The organism is uncultured Lutibacter sp. (genome assembly GCF_947493565.1).
Lineage (GTDB): Bacteria > Bacteroidota > Bacteroidia > Flavobacteriales > Flavobacteriaceae > Lutibacter > Lutibacter aestuarii.
This window is the reverse complement of sequence record NZ_CANLRG010000008.1, coordinates 164,443-181,218: the sequence shown is the minus strand read 5'-3', so window position 1 is coordinate 181,218 and position 16,776 is coordinate 164,443. Positions and strand designations below refer to the sequence as shown.

The following is a 16,776-nucleotide window of genomic DNA, read 5'->3' as shown; positions in this document are numbered from 1 at the left end:
TACCGAAAGTACTTCGCAAGCAAAAGCAGATGCATTAGCACAAAAACTAATGACTGAAATTAAAAATTGTATATAAATATGATTGATAACAGAAATATTTTTAAGAATAATATAACCTAAAAGAAATAATTTAAAAATTTAATGATATGAGAATATTAATGGTGTTTCTAGCAATAATATTATTAAGCACTACAGCAGTAACTTCGCAACACGTTGTGGATAGTAGTAGAATTGTAAAAGTTCTTACGTTTAATATTCTCCATGGAGCTACTACGAAAAATAATTTTGATTTAAATCTTTTAGCTGGAGTAATTAAAGATACTGATCCTGATTTTGTTGCTATGCAAGAGGTAGATTTTAAAACAAATAGAGCCAAAAAGTATGATTTGGTTACAGAACTTGGATGGAGAACTAAAATGGTGCCTTTGTTTGCAAAAGCCATGGAATTTGATGGTGGAGAATATGGGGAAGGAATTTTGTCTAAATACACGTTTCTTAAAACAAGAAATGTGGCTTTACCATATAGTAAAGGAAACGAACCTAGAGCAGCTTTAGAAGTAGTATCTAAATTAAAATCTGGTGATACTGTCGCTTTTATTGGAACCCACTTAGACCATTTAGAAAATGAAACAGATAGGGTTGCACAAGCAAAAAAAATTAATGAAGTATTTTCTACAAATAAGTACCCTACTATTTTAGCAGGTGATTTAAATGCAATTCCAAAAAGTACTCCTATCAATATTTTAGAACAAGTTTGGACATCAACATATGATAAAACAAATCCAAAACCTACATATCCTTCAAATAACCCTAAAATAAAGATTGATTATGTAATGTTTCTTCCAAAAAATAAGTGGAGGATATTGGAAACTAAAGTTATTCAAAATACCATCGCTTCCGATCATTGCGCTTATTTAGTAACCATAGAATTATTAAACTAAATAAAAATTGAACAATCTGTAGGAATAAGTTTAATTTTGTCATTTATATAATTGTAATAATTTTTTAAATGTCAAAACCTTTTCAATTTAAACAATTTACTATTCGGCAAGATAAAACTGCGATGAAAGTAGGTACCGATGGAGTGTTAATTGGAGCTTGGACTGAAATTAATCAAGGTGTTTTTAACATTTTAGATATAGGTGCTGGCACTGGTTTAATTGCTTTAATGATGGCGCAAAAAAGTAATGCCGAAGTGATAGATGCAATTGAATTAAATGACGATGCTTATGAACAAACAGTTGAAAATTTTGAACAAAGTAATTGGGGAGATCGCTTGTTTTGTTACCATGCTTCTTTACAAGAATTTGCTGAAGAAATAGATGAAAAGTACGATTTAATAATTTCTAATCCTCCCTTTTATACTTCAACGTATAAGAATATTTCTGAAGAAAGAGCTATGGCAAGACATTCCAAAAGTTTACCTTACTACGATTTACTTGAAGGAACTTCAAAATTATTAGCCCCAAACGGAAATTGTGCATTTATAATTCCTTTTGAAAATGAAAAGGAATTTATTGATTTAGCGGCACAAAATAAGTTGTTTCCAGCTAGAATTACCAGAGTAAAAGGAACTTATAATGCTTCTATAAAAAGGAGTTTATTGCAATTTTCTTTTCATCAAAATGAAATTGAATTTCAAGAATTGATTATTGAAATTAATAGACATGATTATACGGAAGAATATAAAAATTTAGTACAAGATTTTTATTTAAAAATGTAATAAATTTAACCTATTACATGTTCAGGATTGTAACCTAAATAGGAAACTTCTTTTTCTTTAAAAACAATACCATTTTCTTCTAACTCGACTAAAATTGGTTCATAAACTTCTTTATTAATTGGTATTTGAACTCCTGGAGTGGTAATTTCTTTATTTAAAATCTTAAGTGTAGCAATTGCTACAGGTAAACCAACTGTTTTAGCCATAGCTGTATATACTTGATTGTCACCAAGGCATACCATACTACTTTCAATTTGATGTTTTTTACCATTTAGTTCATACCCAAACAAATGCTGCATAACAATCATATCTTTATCATTTTCTTTTAAAGTCCAACTGTCTTTTAAAATTTTTTCTAAAATTTGGGCTGGTGTGGCATTTTTTAAGCCAATTTTTTTTGTTGAATTAAACAAATCAAGTTCTAATAATTTTTCCCATATAATATCATCCTGATCAATTTTTAAATAGTGGCGTAATTTTAATTCTACAGAATCGTTAGGGTTGTAGGCTAAGAATGAATTGGTAAATTCTCTATAACTCATGTTCTCAGAATTTTCCATAGTGTAACTATCATCAGTCATTCCTAGTTGTACAAAAATATTCCAAGCTCTAGAATAACCTACACGTCTAATAGTTCCACGATATAAAGTTAAAATATCGTCTAAACCGTAAACACTTCGGTATTTTAAAGAGTCTCTATTGGCATAGGCTTCAAATTTTCCATAACCATCAATGTTTAAAATTTCGGTACGTCTAAATAATTTATGATATGGAATATATTTATAGGTTCCTTCTTGAATAAATTTTGATGCACCACCTTGCCCAGCTAAAACTACATTTCTTGGATTCCAAGTAAATTTGTAATTCCATAAATTATCATCACTTTCAGGAGCTACTAATCCACCGCAAAAAGACTCAAATAATAACATTTTTCCTCCTTTTGTTCTAATTTCATCAATAATTTTCATAGCACTCATATGGTCTACCCCAGGGTCTAAACCAATTTCATTCATAAAAATTATGTTTTTATGAACTGCATCTTGGTGTAACGCTTTCATTTCATTAGAAATATAAGAAGCTGTTACCATACTTTTTCCGTATTTTAAGCAATCCTTAGCCACATTAATATGTAAATGAGCAGGGAGCATAGAAACTACAATGTCAGCATTTTTTATAGCATTATTTCGATCAAAATCATCAAAAATATTTAAGGTAATGGCCTGACCGTTTTTATGATTTAGAATTTTCTTTTTAGCAAGCTCAAGAGACATATCAGCAACAGTGATATGTAAATTTTCCGAAATTGATTTGTCTAATAGATACTTTATTAATGAAGATGAAGATTGACCAGCGCCAATAACCAAAATTTTTCGCATTGTTGTTTTGTTATAAATGGTAGACGAAAATACAAATTTAAAAACTTATTTTGTAAGTTAATTGTTATTTTCAAGGTCTATGGCATCTAAAATCTCTTTAGCTCTAATAAAATCTGCCGAATTTACTTTAAGTTTATAACCTTCAATAAATGCAGTTCCAATGGAAGTTGCTATGTTTTCGTCAATAATATAGCTCTCAATACCTTGGTTTGCTAATAATGATTTTGCAATGTGAATTTCGTGTATTAAGCTAGCAGTTAAAATTGTAACTAATGTATCTTTATGATCTTCCATAATTTTTTATTTTCACATAAATATACAAAATAATGGATTGAGAAATAATCAATTTTTTTAATTTTACTGTCAAAATAATATTACATGAATAAAAATTTAGTAATTATTTCAATTTTAGGAGCTATAACAATTGTTTTAGGGGCATTTGGTGCTCATGCTTTGAAAGAAGTTTTAACAGTGGACGAACTAAAGAGTTATGAAACTGCAGTAAAATATCAAATGTTTCATATAATTGTTTTATTAATTGTTAATACGTATACAGGATTTAATTTAAAGAATAAAAATGTAATTAGTTATTTGTTTTTAGCAGGAATTTTATTCTTTTCAGGATCTATTTATGCCATCACTTTAGGAGTTTCTCCAAAAAATATTTGGTTTATCACACCTTTGGGAGGTTTATTATTTATAATAGGATGGCTTAAGCTTGCATATTCTTTTTTAAAAATAAAAAAAGAATAAAAATGAAATTAAAAGAATTGGAATATTAAAATGTTTGTTGGCTTAAACTATTAACCATATTTTAGCCAAAAATTTATTGAAAGAAAAAATGAAAAACGTTTTTTTTTGTCAAAAAATGAAAACGTTTTCGTAATTTTTTGTAAAAAGAAAATTTGTATTATTTCACTGATATTTAATTTTTTATCAAGTGGAAAACGTTTTAGTAAATAGTCAGATTATACTGATAAATGTCATAAATATAAGCTTATAATAATGCTTAAATTTGTTGTAGATAATTAATAAAGATTACTAATAAATAAAACACAACTAATGGAAATTCTTAGAAAATCAGTAGTTACGTCATTAAATGACTTGGGGATTAAAAATGTTAAAGAAATAGTTTACAATCCATCTTATGATGAGTTATACAAATATGAATTAGACCCAAATTTAGAAGGATATGAGAAAGGTTATTTGACAGAACTTGGAGCTGTTAATGTTATGACAGGTAAATTTACAGGTCGTTCACCTAAAGATAAATTTATTGTAAAAGACGATGTTACAAAAGATACTTTATGGTGGAATTCAACTCAAGCTCCAAACGATAATAAACCAACAACTCAAGAAGTTTGGAATGATTTAAAAGGATTGGTTACTGAAGAATTGTCAGGAAAAAGATTATTTGTTGTAGATGCTTTTTGTGGAGCTAATGAAGATACTCGTTTAAAAGTACGTTTTATTGTTGAAGTTCCTTGGCAAGCACATTTTGTAACCAATATGTTCATTCGCCCAACTTCAGAAGAATTAGAAAATTTTGGAGAACCTGATTTTGTAGTAATGAATGGCTCTGAAATTTCAAATCCAAATTGGAAAGAACATGGGTTAAACTCTGAAAACTTTGTATTGTTTAACTTAACTGAGAAAATCCAAATTATTGGAGGTACTTGGTACGGAGGTGAAATGAAAAAAGGAATGTTTGCAATGATGAACTATTACTTACCATTAAGAGGAATTGCATCTATGCACTGTTCTGCTAATGTTGGTAAAGATGGCGATACTGCAATTTTCTTTGGCCTATCAGGAACAGGAAAAACAACGTTGTCTACAGATGCAAGTCGTCAATTAATTGGAGATGATGAGCACGGTTGGGATGATGAAGGTATTTTTAACTTTGAAGGTGGATGTTATGCTAAAACAATTAATTTAGATAAAGATTCAGAACCAGAAATTTATGCAGCAATTAAAAAAGATGCATTATTAGAAAATGTAACAGTTGATGAAAATGGTAAAATAGATTTTGATGATAATTCTGTAACTGAAAATACACGTGTTTCTTACCCAATTCATCATATTGAAAATATTGTAAAACCAGTATCTAAAGCTGGAGCAGCTCAAAAAGTAATTTTCTTATCTGCTGATGCATTTGGTACATTACCTCCAGTTTCAAAATTAACTCCTGAGCAAACTAAATATCACTTCTTATCAGGGTTTACAGCTAAATTAGCAGGAACTGAACGTGGAATTACAGAGCCAACGCCTACATTTTCAGCTTGTTTTGGAGCAGCTTTTTTAACACTGCACCCTGTTAAATATGGTGAAGAATTAGTGAAAAAAATGGAAGCTAATGGAGCAGAAGCCTACTTGGTTAATACAGGATGGAACGGAACAGGAAAAAGAATATCTATAAAAGATACACGTGGAATTATTAATGCAATTTTAGATGGTTCTATTGAAAAAGCTGAAACTAAAACAATTCCAATTTTCAATTTAGAAGTACCAACTTCTTTACCAGGAGTTCATACAGAAATTTTAGACCCAAGAGACACTTATGAAAACCCTGAAGATTGGACAGAAAAAGCAACCAAGTTGGCTAGTTTATTTATCAAAAACTTTGAAAAATATACAGATAACGAAGAAGGAAAAGCTTTAGTTGCAGCTGGACCACAATTATAAGTTAAGAAAGTATAAACATTTTATTAAAGCCTTCCATTTTGGAAGGCTTTTTCTTTTAAAAAAAATTAAAAATTGTATATTTCAGCCCTAAAAAGTAAATTAAACACAATGAAATTTATCAGTAATCCATTAAAACGATTTATTAACCTTGAAACATCTTCAAGTATTATTCTTTTTGCATGTTCAATAATAGCTATTTTATGGGCAAATTCTTCCTATGGTTATTTGTATAAAGATTTATGGAGTCGTGAATTTATATTGGGTTTTGTTGATACAAAATTTCATTTAGCCAAACCACTGATATTATGGATAAATGATGGTTTAATGGCCATATTTTTCTTTGTGATTGGTTTAGAAGTAAAACGAGAAATATTGGCTGGAGAATTAACTACTTTAAGAAAAGCATCTCTTCCAATTTTTGCCGCCATAGGTGGAATGGCTTTTCCAGTTTTAATTTTTTTAGTGTTAAATAACGGAAAAATAGGAGCTGAAGGTTGGGGAGTACCTATGGCAACAGACATAGCATTTACATTAGGAATACTTAAACTTTTAGGAAATAGAGTTCCTTTAGGGTTAAAAATATTTTTGACAGCATTTGCCATTGTTGATGATATTGGAGCGGTATTAGTAATTGCAATTTTTTATAGTGCAAACATTCAATGGGATTTAATAACTTATGGCATGTTGATTTTTGCTTTTGTATCTTTTTTAAGTTATAAAGAAATTTATTCAAAATATTTATACTTTGTTTTAGGAGTTATTGTTTGGTTGTTATTCCTAAAATCAGGTGTTCACCCAACAATTGCTGGAATTTTAATGGCTTTTGCAATACCAATTAAACGAAAAGCTAATTTGACCGAATATGTAAAACTGATAAGAGAAGAATTGAGCGTTTTTAAAGAAGATGCCACTCCTTCAAAAACAATTTTAACTAAAGAACAATTGGAAGTAATAGGTTCTGTAGAAGGAATTACTGAAAAAGTTAATTCACCTTTACAAAGTTTAGAGCATAATTTGCATGGATGGGTGTCTTATATAATTATGCCAATTTTTGCGTTAGCAAATGCGGGTGTAGTCATCAGTTTTGATGGGTTGGAGGATTCAAGTCATATAGTGGTAAACATCACTTTGGCTTTAGTTTTAGGGAATACAATTGGAATATTATTGATGTCTTTTATTGGTATTAAGTTGAAGTTAGCCGATTTACCAGAAAATGTAAATTTTGGACAATTAATAGGAGTAAGTTTCTTAGGAGGTCTTGGGTTTACCATGTCCTTGTTTATTGCTAATTTAGCTTATACAGAAGAAAATTTAATTTCTGCATCAAAAATGGGAATTATTCTGGGCTCATTAGTTGCTGGGATTTTAGGATATATAATTTTACGTTCAACATTAAAACCTAAAGTTACTACAGGTTAAAAACTTTGATGGTATTTATATTCTACAAATTTAAAATAGTTGTATAATTTATAATTAACATCCAACCCATAATCAATATTAAAGTCATAATCAATCACATTTTCATAAATATTTGGATTGTATTTTAAAGGGTTTCCAGCTCTAATATTCCATTCAGTAACATAAAATTTATTTTTAATTTCATAATACTCTTGCGAATAAAAATTGGCTGGTTTTGCAATAGAATATAAATAGGTTTCAAATCCTGGATCTATAATAATAATCTCGTACTCCAATTCATCATTTGCTATTCTCACAGCGCCTTCAGGAAGTTTAGTATCTTTATTAGTAGTGGTTTTAGTTGTTGAAGAACATCCAACAATAAATAACCCAATTGCTAAATAATACAATAAATGTTTCATAATTAGGTATTTTAGTATTAAATAAATGTACAAAAACTATTCCAATTTTATAGGTTTAAAATGTTAGTTTTTAAATAATTAAATTAAATTTGTTAATAATCAATTACAATTAAACAAATGAAATATTTATTTATTATTTTCACGCTGTTCATCTCTATTCAAGTACATTCTCAAGATAGATTGACTGGAACTAATTTTGTAACTCGATCTGAGGTAATTGCAAAAAATGGGATGGTAGCAACCTCGCATCCTTTAGCAACACAAATAGGATTAGATGTCTTAAAAAAAGGAGGGTCGGCAATAGATGCTGCCATTGCTGCTAATGCCGCCCTTGGACTTATGGAGCCTACAGGTAGTGGTATTGGAGGGGATTTATTTGCAATTGTTTGGGATTCCAAAACTCAACAATTATATGGCTTAAACGCTAGCGGAAGATCTCCAGAGAACTTAACTTTAAAATATTTTAAAGACCATAACTATAAAAAAATACCTTCTTTAGGGCCTTTACCTGTAAGTGTTCCAGGGTGTGTAGATGGTTGGTTTGAATTGCATTCTAAATTTGGTAAATTACCGATGAGTAAAATTTTAGAGCCCGCTATAACTTATGCAAATGAAGGGTTTCCAGTAACTGAATTGATAGGGTATTATTTACAACGTTCAGTCCCTTATTTAGGATCTCAATTTCTAAATGTACTGGATACTTATACTGTAGATGGAAAAGCTCCTTCGAAAGGAACAATTTTTAAAAATCCTTATTTAGCCAATACATACTCTAAAATTGCCAAAGGAGGAAGGGATGCGTTTTATAAAGGAGAAATAGCTCAAATCATTTCAAAATTTATTCAAGAACAAGGAGGTTTTTTATCCTACAAAGATTTTGCAACGCATAAGTCAGAATGGGTACAACCAGTTTCTGTTAATTATAGAGGTTTTGATGTATGGGAACTGCCACCAAACGGACAAGGAATTGCAGCGTTACAAATGTTAAATATTATTGAGCAATATGATTTTTCAAATATTAAATTTGGTTCTGCTGAACATATTCATATTGTAACAGAAGCAAAAAAATTAGCTTTTGAAGATAGATCCAAGTATTATGCTGATATGGATTTTGCAAAAGTTCCGGTTGAACAATTATTAGATAAAAAATATGCTAAAAAAAGAAAAAATTTAATTACCAATAGAGCAGGGAAATACAATGCTGGTGAAATTAGCGCTGGAGAAACTATTTATTTAACCGTAGCAGATAAAGAAGGTAATATGATATCATTAATTCAGAGTAATTATAGAGGAATGGGATCTGGTATGGTGCCACCAAAATTAGGTTTTATGTTGCAAGATCGAGGGGAGTTATTTAATTTAGAAGAAGGACATTTTAACACTTACGAACCAAAAAAGAGACCTTTCCATACGATCATACCTGCTTTTATAACAAAAGACGGAAAACCATATGTTAGTTTTGGTGTTATGGGAGGCGATTTTCAACCACAAGGTCATGTGCAAATTGTAATGAATTTGATAGATTTTGGTATGAATTTACAAGAAGCTGGTGATGCACCAAGAATAGAACATACTGGTTCTTCAACACCAACTGGAGTTAAGGTAGTTGATAGGGGTGAAATAAAGCTAGAAAGTGGAATTTCATTTGAGGTAATACGAGAATTAATTGCCAGAGGACATAAAGTAGGTTATGGTGGCTATTTTGGAGGTTACCAAGCAATTATGTACGATGCTGAAAATAAGGTTTATTTTGGAGCTTCAGAATCTAGAAAAGACGGACAAGCTGCAGGTTATTAAAATATATATTATGGAAAAAAAAAGATGTGGTTGGTGTGGGAATGACCCGCTTTATATAGAATATCATGATACAGAATGGGGAGTGCCAGTTTATAATGATGATAAACTATTTGAATTTTTAATTTTAGAAACTTTTCAGGCAGGTTTAAGTTGGATAACTATTTTAAAAAAAAGAGAAAACTTTAGAAAAGCTTTTGATGATTTTGATTATAATAAAATTGCTAAATATGATGAGGCTAAGTTTGAAAAACTTATTAATAATTCAGGGATTATAAGGAACAAGTTAAAAATTAAGGCTACAATTTCTAATGCTATTGCATTTAAGGAAGTTCAAAAAGAGTTTCACTCTTTCTCAAATTATATTTGGAATTTTACTAAGGGAAAACCAATTAAAAATAAATGGAAAATTTTATCTGAAGTCCCTGCAACTACTGAGCTTTCAGACCTGATTTCTAAAGATCTAAAAAAAAGAGGGTTTAAGTTTGTAGGTTCAACAGTAATTTATGCTCATTTACAAGCAACAGGGATGGTAAATGACCATATAACCGAATGCTTTAGATATCATCAAGTATCATAATTATTGAATGGGAATATAAATTTCTGTTATCCAGTTAGCTGGATTTGGTTCTTCATTTGGGCCAACGGTATAAACCTCAAAAGGTTCGCCTTTTTCAATGGCAGTATATCCTTTTTCAACTAAAGTTTTATATGCATTTTCCCAAGCTTGGTATAAATATTTGTAATCACCTTTTAAAATAGTTTTAAATGTTTTTTGAGGCAGTAAAAAACCAGTTAAAACATCACCTGTTGTAATTACTCTTTCTTTAATAGGAATACAAGTTGAAAAAATGGTTGTTTTATTTATTTCATCCCATTGATGAGTTAGTAAAAATGGTTGTCCAGATGCTTTGATTGAATTTTGATTTATGAACTCAAGTATTTTTGGAAACATTTCTTTAGTTTTAGCATCAATTGTTTCAATTTTACTAGATGTGGTTAGGTACAAATAATACCCGCCACCAAAATCTACCTCACCAATAGTGGTAAATGAATGTTTATCCATTTCTTTAATCAAATAATTTTCTATAAGCTCTAGACCTCTATTATACATAGGAGTCATATTTTTTTCAATTCCCCCTTGTGTTAACCAAAAAAGTTTTTCTCCAAAGTTGCTTTTACCTTTCATACCCCAAATAACTTCTGTATGGTTATCAATTTCACTAAATCTCCAATAAACTTCAGAAACATTACCTGTTCCAAAATCTATTTGTTGAATAATTTCTTTATTTGGAATAAGTGAAATTGTTTTCATAGTTCCCGTGCCATCTTTGCCTGTCCAAGTATATGATGCACCAACTCCAGAAGTTTTATTAGGATAAGATGCAACAATAGTAGAATCTAGTTCATACCAAGGCCCCCAATTTTCCCATTTTTTAAAATCATTAATTGTGTTAAAAACAACTTCAATAGGTGCTTTTATAATTTTTGAGCGTTTTATATCATAATTACCATCAAGTGTAGCTATATAAATTGATAACCCTATTACTAAAATTAAGAGTAAGAAAAAAAAATATTTTAAAGCTTTCATGGGAACTAAAATTTAGTGATTTACATTACTTAATTTTACTAAATTAATCATTTTTAAATTATTAAATTTGAACCTTATAAATAAAAAACAATCAAAATATGAAATTTAAATATTTAGTCTTGGTGCTATTAAGTTTTTCTTTTTTGTTTTCATGCAATTCAGAAAAAAAAGAGGAACTCACTAAAAAAGAAATTGCTCCAAAAGATTTTAATTATGTAGTAGAACAATTTGCAGATGTAAAAATTCTTCGTTATCAAATTCCGGGTTTTGAAGAACTGAGTTTGAAGCAAAAAAAATTAGTTTATTTTTTATCTCAAGCTGGAATGGCTGGTAGAGATATTATGTACGATCAAAATTATCGTCATAACCTAGCCATAAGAAGAGCATTAGAAGCTATTTACCAAAACTATGAGGGAGATAAAACAACGGATGAGTGGTTAAACTTTGAAACTTATTTAAAAAGAATATGGTTTTCTAATGGAATTCACCATCATTATTCAAACGATAAGTTTAAAGCTGGTTTTTCTAAAGAATATTTGAATACCTTATTAAAAGAAACCAATACAGAGATTTCAGTTGAAGCTTATGAGGTTATTTTTAATGATAAAGATGCTAAAAAAGTAAATTTAGATGCAAGTAAAGGTTTATTAAAAGGTTCTGCAGTAAATTTTTATGACTCAAATATAACTGCAGAAGAAGTAGATGAATATTATGCATCAATAATAGATAAAAATGATGCTACTCCAATTGAATATGGACTTAATTCAAAATTGGTAAAAAATAGTGACGGAACTTTAGAAGAAAAAGTATGGAAAGTAGGAGGTATGTATGGTGAATCTATTGAAAAGATGGTTTTTTGGTTACAAAAAGCTGTAGATGTAGCAGAAAATGATGCTCAAGCAGAAGCTTTAAAATTGTTGATTGAATATTACCAAACAGGAAATTTAGAAACCTGGGATAAATACAATATAGCTTGGGCAACCAATACAGCAGGTGATATTGATTATATTCACGGTTTTATTGAAGTATATAACGACCCAAAAGCCTTTAGGGGATCGTATGAATCTGTGGTTCAAATTAAAGACTTTGATATGTCTAAAAAAATGGCAGTTTTATCTGAAAATGCGCAATGGTTTGAAGATAATTCAACACTAATGGATGCGCATAAAAAGAAAAATGTGGTTGGTGTATCTTATAAAACGGTAAATGTAGTTTCCGAATCTGGAGATGCTTCACCTTCTACACCAATAGGAATAAATTTACCAAACAATAACTGGATTCGTCAGCAACATGGATCTAAATCAGTTTCTTTAGGTAATATTATCAATGCCTACAACAACGCAGGAGGTACAGGTAGATTAAATGAATTTGCTTTTGATGAAGCAGAAGTGGAAACTGAAATAGCATATGGAAAGTTGGCTGATAAATTACATACCGCTTTACATGAAGTTATTGGTCATGCAAGTGGACAAATAAATCCAGGTGTTGGAATGCCAAAAGAAACGATGAAAAATTACGCTTCTACTTTAGAAGAAGCTCGTGCTGATTTGGTTGGTTTATATTATCTGCCTGATGCTAAATTAGTAGAAATGGGAATTTCACCAAACGCTGAAGGTATAGGTAAAGCTGCTTACGATGGCTATATTAGGAATGGATTGATGACCCAATTAATTCGATTAAATCTTGGAGACGATGTTGAAGAGGCTCATATGAGAAATAGACAGCTAGTTGCTGCTTGGGCTTTTGAAAAAGGAACTAAAGATAATGTAATAGAAAAAGTTGTTAAAGAAGGTAAAACGTATTTTGTAGTTAGAGACTATGTAAAATTAAGAACCTTATTTGGTGAACTTTTACGTGAAATTCAACGAATTAAATCTGAAGGTGATTTTGAAGCTGGAAAAGCTTTAGTTGAAACTTATGGGGTTAAAGTGGATCAAGCTATTCATAAAGAAGTATTAGAGCGTAATAGTAAATTTAAATCTGCGCCTTACAGTGGTTTTGTAAATCCTGTTTTAACTCCTGAAATGGATACAGAAGGTAATATTACAGACATTAAAGTAGTGCAACCATCAAGTTTTGCTGAACAAATGTTAGCGTATGCTCAAAAATACACCACATTACCAAGTGTTAATTAAGAATTTATAAATACAAATTTTAAAGTCCGTTTCAATTAATTTTGGAACGGATTTTTTAATGCAAAGAAAAAGTGATTAAAGTAAAAATGGCAATAATTAAAAAGATAGTTATTAAAATGATAAAAGTATTTTTGTAATACTTTTTATGAATTTTAATATCTTTTCTGTAACTCCAAATCATTAATAATATAAATGCAATTACAAAACAAGCAGCAAAAATTAATTGTCCTTTACTAAACATATTTTAGATGTGTTATTAACAACAAAAGTACAAAAAAATAATAGTGTAAAGTAAAGTTTCTATACAGTTTAAATATCTAAAACTATAAATTTTCCTACTTTTAAACCCTACAAATAATACTACTAAATAATGAAAAATAAATTAAAGGCTGTACAAGAATTTCATGAGTCGTTTGGTCTAGGAATCAAACATAAACCAATTGCAAAATTAGCGGAGAGTAAATTGAAATTACGATTTGATTTAATGGCTGAAGAAAATGAGGAGTATTTAGAAGCTGCTAAAAATAATGATTTAGTTGAGGTTGCAGATGCTTTAGGAGATATGTTATATATTTTATGTGGAACCATTTTAGAACACGGTATGCAACATAAAATTGAAGAAGTTTTTAATGAAATTCAACGAAGTAATATGAGCAAATTAGGTGCCGACGGTAAACCAATTTATAGAGAAGATGGGAAAGTGATGAAAGGGCCTAATTATTTTAAACCAAATATTCTTAAAATTATTAAGGATTAATTTTAGCGTTTCTTTAATAAAAACTTAGATACAATATTTTTTTTGATTTTACGTTATTTGCATAACAAACTACTATGTTATGTTTAAAAATTTCTTTTGGATGTGTTCTGGAGCAGACACAGATATTTTAAAAACTTGTTCAAAAGCAGAACAAATTAAGTATGCAGGTATAGGAGGAACCGTTTTTTTTACTGCCCTAATGGCTTCTATTGCCTCAAGTTATGCATTGTTTACAGTATTTGACAATTATTTTACTGCAATATTTTTTGGTTTAATTTGGGGGTTACTCATCTTTAATTTAGACAGGTTTATTGTTTCAACTATAAAAAAACAAAACCATAAATGGCGAGAATTGTGGCAGGCTACTCCACGAATTATTTTAGCAGTTATTATTGCAGTTGTAATTTCTAAACCCTTGGAAATGAAAATTTTTGAAAAAGAAATTAATCAAGTATTGTTAACTAAAAAAAACGATTTAACCTTAGCGAATAAAAATCAAATAGCCACTCAATTTACACCTGAAATAGACAAGCTTCAAACTGAGATAAATGGTTTAAAAAATGAAATTGATTTAAAAGAAGAAACTACAAATAACTTGTATGAAACCTATATTGCAGAAGCTGAAGGTAGAAAAGGAACAAAAATCTTAGGGAAAGGACCAGTTTATAAAGAGAAAAGAGAAAAACACGATGCAGCTTTAGCAGAATTACAGCAAGCAAAAATTGAAAATAAAGAAAAAATAAGCACAAAAGAAACTCAAATTGCTTCTTTAGTTGCGCTTCAAAAAAAGCAAGAGCAAATAACTCAACCAATAATTGATGGTTTTGATGGCTTAATGGCAAGAATTAATGCCTTGGAAGAATTACCTTGGTTGCCATCTTTTTTTATTTTCCTATTATTTTTAGCTATAGAAACCTCCCCAATTTTTGCTAAAATTATTTCACCTCAAGGAGAATACGATTTAAAACTTCAAGATATTGAAAGTTCTGTTAAAAGTTGGGTTTTTCAAAAAGAAGAACAGAGAGCTATGGTTTTAGCAACAGACAGAGAAGTCAATCAAAATATATACAACGATTTGGCAGAAGAAGATAAACTTTATAATTATAAAAAGCAAAAAGCACGTGAGCTTTTACAACAACAAGCAGATGCTTTTTATAAAAGTCAAAAAAAGATGATAAGTTAATATTTTCATCAACATATCATCTCTTTTTAAAAATGATACTTTAAATTTTTAGTAACATTTTATTTCAGCCATTGCAGCAAATTTATCCCCATCAAAAGCCGATTTTGCAATAATTTTAAAAAACCTAAAGTTTGACTCATTTGTTAAATTTATATGATGAATGGTGTTGATGTTTTTCAATTCATAAGTGCCTTTATTTTCCCAATTTGTAGCATCAGTACTTATTAAAATTTCAATAGTTTTAATTTTCCTCATACCATCTCTTTGTAAAAATGAAAACCCGTTAACTAGTTTGTTTTCTCCCATATCTATTGTTAAGGTATGAGGGTATGAGGCTGCATTTTGTTTCCATTTAGAGTGCCAATAGGTTGAAGGATTATTATCTAAAACATAAGATGCTAATGCATCATCTTCTTGAGAACTGTATGATTCAATTTCCCAGTTTGATCTATCTAAATATTCTTTATCACCAAATTCAATAATGGGTTCATTATCAACAAATTTGTATGCATAAGAATAGGTTGTAATTTCACCGTTTATATGACAGAACCTTAATCTTAGCGCATAAGGTGTATTGTCTTTTTTAAACAATTCATTTAAGGGCATATCAATATTAAATGTATTATTTTCTGAAATTGGAGCTGCCCATGTTACAGCGTCATAATCGGCATTATCATCAGCTGGATCGTTGTAATAGCCTACATAATTTACATCAACATCACTTTGAAAAGTGCCATTTAAATTTAGTGAACCATTATTATATGTTGCTTTAATAGAGGTAATTTGTAAGCTTGCTCCAGTGTAATATTCTATATTGGAACTACCAAAAATTTGATTGTTATTTAAAATTGCACAACTAGCTTCAGTTAAGAAAGTTGGCGAGTTACCATAAGTGTAATTACCAGATCCCATAAGAGAAGTGCCTTTATTTTCTAAGGTAGATTCAGATACTTTTTGTTTGTTATGAGGTAAGTTTAAAGCATGTCCTAATTCATGCAATAATCCTCCAATATATTTTGTAGCATCTGCTCCTTTTTTAGTTCCATCTTTAAAATAATTGACATCCATGTGTTCATAATCTAGAGCAAAGCACCATTTTCCCCATCCATAAAATGGTACATCTGGATTATCTTGATCTTTAACTGGCACAACAACAATGGTATGCTCGCTTTTATTTTCTTCAGGATTTGTTCTAAAATATGCATCAACTTCCTCTTTAATTATAGCTCCACCTCCTTCATATGGATAGTTGCTTGTTGGGTATTTACCATTGATATAAATTATTTTTACTCTATTTTTTTCTTTGTCAGTTAATAAATTATATGTTTTATTTCCAAAACCGTAATGATTCATATTGCTTTTATAAAATTGCTGTCCGTGTAAAAAAATTTCACTGAGTCGTTTATGAGAATTTGGTAGGTTTTTAATATCTGATGGTATAAAATAAACAATATTAAGATTGTATTTTTCTGAAGAAGTATAATTAAAAGTTTCTTCTATAGGTTCAGGGTTAATAATAATTTCTTCAATTTCATTCTCTTTTTTGGAACAAGAAAATGCAATAGAAATTAACATTGTAAGAATGATAAATTGTAGGCTTCGATAAATTATTTTCATCTAAAATAAGGTTTAGTTTTAACTATTAATTTTAGTTAAAACTAGATTTTATTTACAGAGTTATGGTGGAATATTTTGTCAATTACAGCTCTTAT

15 protein-coding genes are annotated in these 16,776 nt (G+C 29.5%); 10 read left to right on the top strand and 5 right to left on the bottom strand.

Annotated features, from left to right (window positions below):
• The first annotated feature begins 146 nt into the window (after positions 1-146).
• The gene (locus Q0714_RS11725) at positions 147-941 is read left to right on the top strand and encodes an endonuclease/exonuclease/phosphatase family protein (protein ID WP_298265256.1); all 795 of its coding nucleotides are present in this window, start codon (positions 147-149) and stop codon (positions 939-941) included.
• 68 nt (positions 942-1,009) lie between these two features.
• Positions 1,010-1,723, top strand: a complete 714-nt coding sequence (locus Q0714_RS11720; RefSeq protein ID WP_298265254.1) for a methyltransferase — start codon at positions 1,010-1,012, stop codon at positions 1,721-1,723.
• 5 nt (positions 1,724-1,728) lie between these two features.
• Here Q0714_RS11720 and Q0714_RS11715 read toward each other — a convergent pair whose 3' ends face one another.
• Entirely contained in the window at positions 1,729-3,117 is a 1,389-nt protein-coding gene (locus Q0714_RS11715) for a saccharopine dehydrogenase family protein (protein WP_298265266.1), read from the bottom strand.
• Between the two features lie 39 nt (positions 3,118-3,156).
• Complete coding sequence (locus Q0714_RS11710) at positions 3,157-3,393, bottom strand: DUF2007 domain-containing protein (protein ID WP_298265252.1); 237 nt, start codon at positions 3,391-3,393, stop codon at positions 3,157-3,159.
• 84 nt (positions 3,394-3,477) lie between these two features.
• Here Q0714_RS11710 and Q0714_RS11705 point away from each other — a divergent pair, with 84 nt between their 5' ends.
• From Q0714_RS11705 to nhaA, 3 genes are all read left to right on the top strand, one after another.
• Positions 3,478-3,852: a DUF423 domain-containing protein gene (locus Q0714_RS11705; RefSeq protein ID WP_298265250.1), complete on the top strand. Its 375-nt coding sequence runs from the start codon at positions 3,478-3,480 to the stop codon at positions 3,850-3,852.
• A 309-nt stretch (positions 3,853-4,161) separates the two neighbouring features.
• The gene (gene pckA / locus Q0714_RS11700) at positions 4,162-5,784 is read left to right on the top strand and encodes a phosphoenolpyruvate carboxykinase (ATP) (protein WP_298265247.1); all 1,623 of its coding nucleotides are present in this window, start codon (positions 4,162-4,164) and stop codon (positions 5,782-5,784) included.
• Between the two features lie 108 nt (positions 5,785-5,892).
• Positions 5,893-7,203 (top strand): Na+/H+ antiporter NhaA, encoded by a 1,311-nt coding sequence (gene nhaA, locus Q0714_RS11695; RefSeq protein WP_298265245.1) that lies wholly within the window; start codon positions 5,893-5,895, stop codon positions 7,201-7,203.
• Here nhaA and Q0714_RS11690 read toward each other — a convergent pair.
• Positions 7,200-7,604, bottom strand: a complete 405-nt coding sequence (locus tag Q0714_RS11690) for a DUF6146 family protein (protein ID WP_298265243.1) — start codon at positions 7,602-7,604, stop codon at positions 7,200-7,202. The two genes, nhaA and Q0714_RS11690, sit on opposite strands and share 4 nt — an antisense overlap.
• Positions 7,605-7,721: 117 nt before the next feature.
• Between Q0714_RS11690 and ggt the strand changes: the two genes are divergently transcribed.
• Positions 7,722-9,401, top strand: a complete 1,680-nt coding sequence (ggt, locus tag Q0714_RS11685; RefSeq protein ID WP_298265241.1) for a gamma-glutamyltransferase — start codon at positions 7,722-7,724, stop codon at positions 9,399-9,401.
• 10 nt (positions 9,402-9,411) lie between these two features.
• Positions 9,412-9,978 carry a DNA-3-methyladenine glycosylase I gene (locus Q0714_RS11680; RefSeq protein WP_298265239.1) on the top strand — a complete coding sequence of 189 codons (567 nt, stop codon included), beginning with the start codon at positions 9,412-9,414 and terminating at the stop codon, positions 9,976-9,978.
• On the opposite strand, the gene Q0714_RS11675 is transcribed toward Q0714_RS11680, so the two are convergent.
• Positions 9,979-10,989: an SRPBCC family protein gene (locus tag Q0714_RS11675; RefSeq protein WP_298265237.1), complete on the bottom strand. Its 1,011-nt coding sequence runs from the start codon at positions 10,987-10,989 to the stop codon at positions 9,979-9,981.
• 98 nt (positions 10,990-11,087) lie between these two features.
• On the opposite strand from Q0714_RS11675, the gene Q0714_RS11670 reads away from it, so the two are divergent.
• From Q0714_RS11670 to Q0714_RS11655, 3 genes are all read left to right on the top strand, one after another.
• Positions 11,088-13,124, top strand: coding sequence for a dihydrofolate reductase (locus Q0714_RS11670; protein WP_298265235.1), 2,037 nt, complete (start codon positions 11,088-11,090; stop codon positions 13,122-13,124).
• Positions 13,125-13,494: 370 nt separating this feature from the next.
• A complete protein-coding gene (locus tag Q0714_RS11660) occupies positions 13,495-13,881 on the top strand; it encodes a nucleoside triphosphate pyrophosphohydrolase family protein (protein WP_298265231.1) in 387 nt (128 codons plus the stop codon).
• 79 nt (positions 13,882-13,960) lie between these two features.
• Entirely contained in the window at positions 13,961-15,064 is a 1,104-nt protein-coding gene (locus Q0714_RS11655; protein WP_298265228.1) for a DUF4407 domain-containing protein, read from the top strand.
• 48 nt (positions 15,065-15,112) lie between these two features.
• Here Q0714_RS11655 and Q0714_RS11650 read toward each other — a convergent pair whose 3' ends face one another.
• On the bottom strand, positions 15,113-16,681 hold the full coding sequence (locus tag Q0714_RS11650) for a discoidin domain-containing protein (RefSeq protein ID WP_298265226.1): 1,569 nt from the start codon (positions 16,679-16,681) through the stop codon (positions 15,113-15,115).
• Positions 16,682-16,776: the final 95 nt, after the last annotated feature.